Below are 5,492 nucleotides of genomic sequence, written 5' to 3' on the forward strand. Positions count from 1 at the left end.
AAGGCGGGAAAGTGCCAGTCCTGCCAGTAAAAGTGCAGGAAATCGACCACGTAGCCGTGCACCACCCGATCGTAGACGTTGCCAAGTGCGCCGCCGAGTATGAGTACGATGGCAATGGCGGTCCAGGTTTCATGGCGATGAAGGTTTTTCAGCCAGTAGATCAGTACTACACTGACCACCAGCGCCAGGGTTACGAAGAACCAGCGCTGCCAACCAGAAGCGCCGGCCAGGAAGCTGAACGCTGCTCCAGTGTTATGCAGCAGCGTCAGGTTGAACATCGGAACCACCGGAACCGGGTTGCCGTAAGTCAGCATGGCGGTTGCCATGGCCTTGGTGCCGAGATCCAGAGCGATCACCAGTACCGCCAGCCAAAGCCACTTCAGTTTGCTTCCGGTGACCTGCTCCGTCATGGTCGCGTCCATCAGGCGTAGGCGCGGGCTTCGCCGGGCCCTTCCACGTTGGTCACACAGCGACCACAGAGATCGTCGTATTTGGCATTACGGCCGACATCTTCCCGGTGGTGCCAGCAGCGCTCGCACTTGGTGTGGGCAGCCGGAGTCACCTTGACCCGAAGGCCCTCGTGGGAGGTCATTTCCGCATCGCCGGCTTCTGCAACCGGCTTCACGGTAGCCTCTGAGGTGATCAGAACAAAGCGCAGCTCTTCGCCGAGGTGCTTCAGATCGGCTGCCAGATCGCCTTCACAGAACAGGGTGACTTCGGCACTCAAAGAGCCTTTGATCTCACCCCGTGCCCTGGCCTCTTCCAGGCACTTGTTGACCGCCTCTTTCACACTGTACATCTTGCGCCAGTAGTCGCGGCCAAGCTCGGCGTTATCCGGCAACGCAGTAAGGCCTTCATACCAGGTTTCATAGAACACGGTATCGCTGCGCTTACCCGGCAGATGCTGCCAGATTTCATCAGCGGTGAAGCTGAGAATCGGGGCGATCCAGCGAACGAGGGCTTCGGCCACGTGGTACAGGGCCGTCTGACAGGAACGACGCGCCAGACTGTCGGCCTGGGTGGTGTACTGGCGATCCTTGATGATATCCAGATAGAAGCCGCCCAGGGTGGCTTCACAGAAGTTGTACACCTTCTGGTAAATCCGCAGGAAGGCGTAGTTGCCATAGTCCTCATCCAGCTCTTCCTGCAATTGCAGGGCACGGTCCACCATCCAGCGATCCAGCGCGATCATGTCTTCCGGCGCGACCATGTGCTGCTCCGGATCGAATCCGGTCAGGTTGCTCAGCAGGAAGCGGGAGGTGTTCCGGATCCGGCGGTAACCATCGGCGGTCTGGCGCAGGATGTCCTTGGACACGGTCATTTCGCCGCTGTAGTCGGTTGCGGCTACCCACAGGCGCAGGATGTCGGCGCCCAGCTCGTTCATGACTTCCTGGGGCGCGATGACGTTGCCCAGGGATTTGGACATTTTGTGGCCCTTGCCATCGACGGTAAAGCCGTGGGTCAGAACCTGCCTGTAAGGCGCCACGCCATTCATGGCGATGGAGGTTTTCAAGGACGACTGGAACCAGCCACGGTGCTGGTCTGAGCCTTCGAGGTACATATCCGCCGGGAACTGGCCCAGCTCCTCGCGAACCCGCAGGACCGACTCGTGAGTGACGCCGGAATCAAACCAGACATCCAGGGTATCCGTTACCTTCTCGTACTGCTCGGCATCACTGCCCAGCAGGGAAGACGCGTCCAGCTCGTACCAGGCATCGATACCGCCCTCTTCGATCCGCTGGGCCACCTGTTCAACCAGGTTCTGGGTGTCCGGGTGCAGCTCCTGGGTTTCCTTGTGGATAAACAGGGTGATTGGCACGCCCCAGGTCCGCTGACGGGAGATGCACCAGTCCGGCGACTGGTTGAACATGGCTTCGATACGGTTCTTACCCCAGGACGGCACCCAACGTACACCCTGGATCGCTTCAAGAGCATCAGCGCGCAGGTTTTCCTTATCCATGCTGATAAACCACTGGGGTGTGGCCCGGTAGATCAGCGGGGTCTTGGTACGCCAGCAGTGGGGATAGCTGTGACGGAACTTCTCGGAGCGGACCAGCTTGCCCTCGCGCTCGAGGGCGCTGCAAACCGGCTCATCGGCCTTGTAAACGTGTACACCGGCCAGCTCACCGGCGGCCGAAGTGTAGGTGCCATCCGCCTGAACCAGGTTGATAGTGCCGATGTTGTAGGCCTTGCCCACCTCAAAGTCTTCCATACCGTGGTCAGGCGCGGTATGAACCGCGCCGGTACCGGCATCGGTGGACACGTGATCACCCAGGATCACCGGCACCTGCTTGTCGTAGATCGGGTGCTGGAGAATCAGATTCTCAAGAGCCGCGCCAGCACAGGTTGCCAGCACTTCGTAGCTCTCAACCTGCCAGCGGGCCATGATGCCATCGACCATGTCGGCAGCCAGGATCATCCGCTCCGGGCCGTGCCCGACATCGGTCTGTACCAATGCATAGTCCAGATCGGCATTAAGGGAAACGGCCTGGTTAGCCGGAATGGTCCAGGGCGTGGTGGTCCAGATAACCACGGACACATCGCCATTGCCATTATCGGTGCCGAACAGTGACAGGGCTTTTGCCTGGTCAACCGCGGTAAAGCGCACATCGATCTGGGTCGAGGTCTTGTCCTGGTATTCAACCTCGGCCTCTGCCAGTGCGGACTGACCCACCACACTCCAGTAAACCGGCTTGTAACCACGCACGAGGTGGCCCTTGGCGACAATCTTGCCCAGGGCACGAACAATACCCGCCTCAACTTTGGGATCCATGGTCAGGTAGGGTTTGTCCCACTCCCCCATCACGCCCAGGCGAATGAAATCGGTTTTCTGACCGGCAATCTGCTTGGTGGCGTAGTCGCGACAGGCCTGGCGGAAGGTCTTGTAATCCACCTTCACACCGGCCTTGCCAATCTCCTGCTCCACCTTGTGCTCGATCGGCAGACCATGACAGTCCCAGCCCGGCACGTAAGGCGCGTCATAGCCCATGAAGCTGCGGGACTTGACGATCATGTCCTTGAGAATCTTGTTGACCGCGTGACCAATGTGAATGCTGCCGTTGGCGTAAGGAGGGCCATCATGAAGGATGAACTTTTCCCGCCCTTCACGCTGCTTGCGCAGGTTGCCGTAGACGTCGAGATCCTGCCAGCGCTTGAGCATTTCCGGCTCGCGCTTGGCCAGGTTGCCGCGCATGGGGAAGGCGGTTTCCGGCAGATTCAGGGTGTGCTTGTAGTCGCTCATGGTTTGTGTGCGTACTCTTTTGGTCTTGGTCAGTTTGGGTCGGTCATTTATTCGTTGGGGCGCAGCCGGGCGTTTCAATCCGCGCTTTTCACAGAGCCGTTTTCGGCAATCCACGCTCGAGCCTGGTCAAAATCCCGGGCAATCTGATCTTTCAGCTCATCCACAGAACCGAATTTTTCCTCGTCCCGCAGGCCATGCCGGAACACAACCTCCAGGTGCTGACCATAAAGTGTGCCAGCAAAGTCAAACAGGTGCACTTCCAGTGAGGGCCGCTTGCCGTCAACGGTCGGACGCACACCAATATTGGCAACGCCATCGAATCGGGCGCCATCGTCAAGGGTGGCGGCAACCACATAGACACCGCGCAGGGCGGGTGTCCGATGTAACAAAATATTCGCGGTTGGCGCACCAATCTGGCGCCCCAGTTGGCGGCCATACACGACCCTCCCCCGGATTCGATAGGGGTGGCCCAGCAGCGATTCGGCTTTCTCGAGCCCATTCACCGTGAGTAAATCCCTGACACGTGTACTGCTTACTCGCTCGCCGTCGACGGTTACTGTCAGGGTATTCTCGACGGAAAATCCGGCGTCGTATCCAACTTTCTCGAGAAGCGCGAAATCGCCCGCCCGATCACAGCCAAAACGGAAATCATCGCCGACCACAAGGTGACGAACCGCCAATCCATGGATCAGAACATCGTCTATAAAGCCCATGGCCGAATAACTACGGAACGCCTGGTTGAAGCGCAGGCACAGCACAATATCAATGCCTTCCGCCAGCAGGGCCTCGAACTTCTGACGAAATCCCATCAGCCTCGGCGGCGCTTCCCTGCCCTGAAAAAACTCCCGGGGTTGGGGCTCGAAAATCATCACCACCGAGGGCACGCCCAGGGCCTTGGCCTTACTTTTGACCTGATCAATAATGGTCTTGTGCCCAAGGTGCACACCGTCGAAGTTACCGATGGTGGCGACACACCCGTTGGCGAGCGGTGAATCCTCCCGACGGGAAAGCATTTTCAGGTTGGTCAGGCCCCGGATCAGACGCATGCAATGCGAACCTTCAATTGCCAGCTAGCTTTCAGCGCTCACTTTTACCGCAACGCTGGTGAGAAAACGCGCGATTATACCTTACCTGTGGCGGAAATGTCTTACCCGAACCCCGGCCAGCGCCAGTGCAACGAAGTACACGGCGACACCCGCCCCTACCAGCATCGCCATGTCCGCTGCACGCTGATAGCCTTCGTTTGCCAGCCACACCGACACCGGGGCGTTGAGCCAGACAATGACGGCCGCCAGGGCACCGTTGGCAAATAGCAGCTGTAGCAGAAACCGGGGCCAGCCGGGCTGGCTCTGCCAGGCCCCTTCCTTACGCAGTCCGCGCCAAAGAAGGTAGCCATTCAACCAGGCCGATATTGAGGTAGCCAGCGCGAGACCGGCGTGGGCCAGCGGGAAAATGAGAATCAGGTTGAACACCATGTTTGCCACCATGGCAATGATGCCGATCTTGACCGGGGTTTTGGTGTCTTCTCTTGCGAAAAACCCCGGCGCCAGAACCTTGATGAGCATGAACGCCAGCAACCCGGCGGAATAGGCCCGCAAGCTCTGGGCCGACATGGCAACATCCCGGTCCGTTACCGCCCCATAGTGAAACAGGGTCGCAATCAGCGGCTCGGCCAGCAGCGCCAGCGCCAGCGCCGCTGGCAAACCAATCAGCAGAACCGCCCTGACTGCCCAGTCCAGAGTGGCCGCAAACTGGTCCGCTGATGCTGCAGCATGTTTACGTGAGAGGCTCGGCAGGATCACCGTGGCAATGGCTATACCGAACACGCCGAGGGGCAATTCCGAGAGCCGATCGGAGTAGTACAACCAGGAAACGCTGCCGGTCTGGAGAAAGGACGCCAGAACCGTGTCGAGCAGCAGGTTGATCTGGCTGACTGACACCCCAAACAGCGCCGGCGCCATCAGCTTAAGAATCCGGCTGACGCCTTCATGGCGATAGTCCACTCGAGGCCTTGGCAACAGGCCCAGACGCATCAGAAATGGCAACTGGAAAAAGAGCTGCAGAGCCCCGGCAATGAAAACGCCCCAGGCCAGGGCCATCACGGGCTCATCCATCAGCGGCGTCAACCAGATGGCTGCCGCAATCATCGCCAGATTGAGAAGAACCGGGGTAAACGCGGGTACCGCAAAGCGATCGTAACTGTTGAGGATGCCGCCGGCGAAGGCTGTCAGGGATATCAGCAACAGGTACG

The 5,492-nt window shown here is 59.2% G+C and carries 4 protein-coding genes; all 4 read right to left on the minus strand.

What is annotated here, in order from left to right:
* Positions 1 to 422, minus strand: a 422-nt coding sequence (lspA, locus tag B2W52_RS12890) for a signal peptidase II (RefSeq protein WP_286803442.1), incomplete at its 3' end; no start/stop codon positions are given.
* A complete protein-coding gene (gene ileS / locus B2W52_RS12895; protein WP_273070326.1) occupies positions 422 to 3,241 on the minus strand; it encodes an isoleucine--tRNA ligase in 2,820 nt (939 codons plus the stop codon). The genes lspA and ileS, both read right to left, overlap by 1 nt.
* A gap of 74 nt (positions 3,242 to 3,315) precedes the next feature.
* The gene (ribF, locus tag B2W52_RS12900) at positions 3,316 to 4,287 is read right to left on the minus strand and encodes a bifunctional riboflavin kinase/FAD synthetase (RefSeq protein ID WP_008170730.1); all 972 of its coding nucleotides are present in this window, start codon (positions 4,285 to 4,287) and stop codon (positions 3,316 to 3,318) included.
* Positions 4,288 to 4,368: 81 nt separating this feature from the next.
* Positions 4,369 to 5,492, minus strand: a 1,124-nt coding sequence (gene murJ, locus B2W52_RS12905; RefSeq protein ID WP_286803443.1) for a murein biosynthesis integral membrane protein MurJ, incomplete at its 5' end; no start/stop codon positions are given.

It is taken from the genome of Marinobacter sp. UBA2498 (assembly GCF_002341575.1).
In the GTDB taxonomy this organism is placed as follows: Bacteria; Pseudomonadota; Gammaproteobacteria; order Pseudomonadales; family Oleiphilaceae; genus Marinobacter; species Marinobacter manganoxydans.

What these genes read in the sequence shown, in the direction of transcription:
- ileS (WP_273070326.1), bottom strand. Translation starts at nt 3,241, where the DNA reads ATGAGCGACTACAAGCACACCCTGAATCTGCCGGAAACCGCCTTCCCC.
- ribF (WP_008170730.1), bottom strand. Translation starts at nt 4,287, where the DNA reads ATGCGTCTGATCCGGGGCCTGACCAACCTGAAAATGCTTTCCCGTCGG.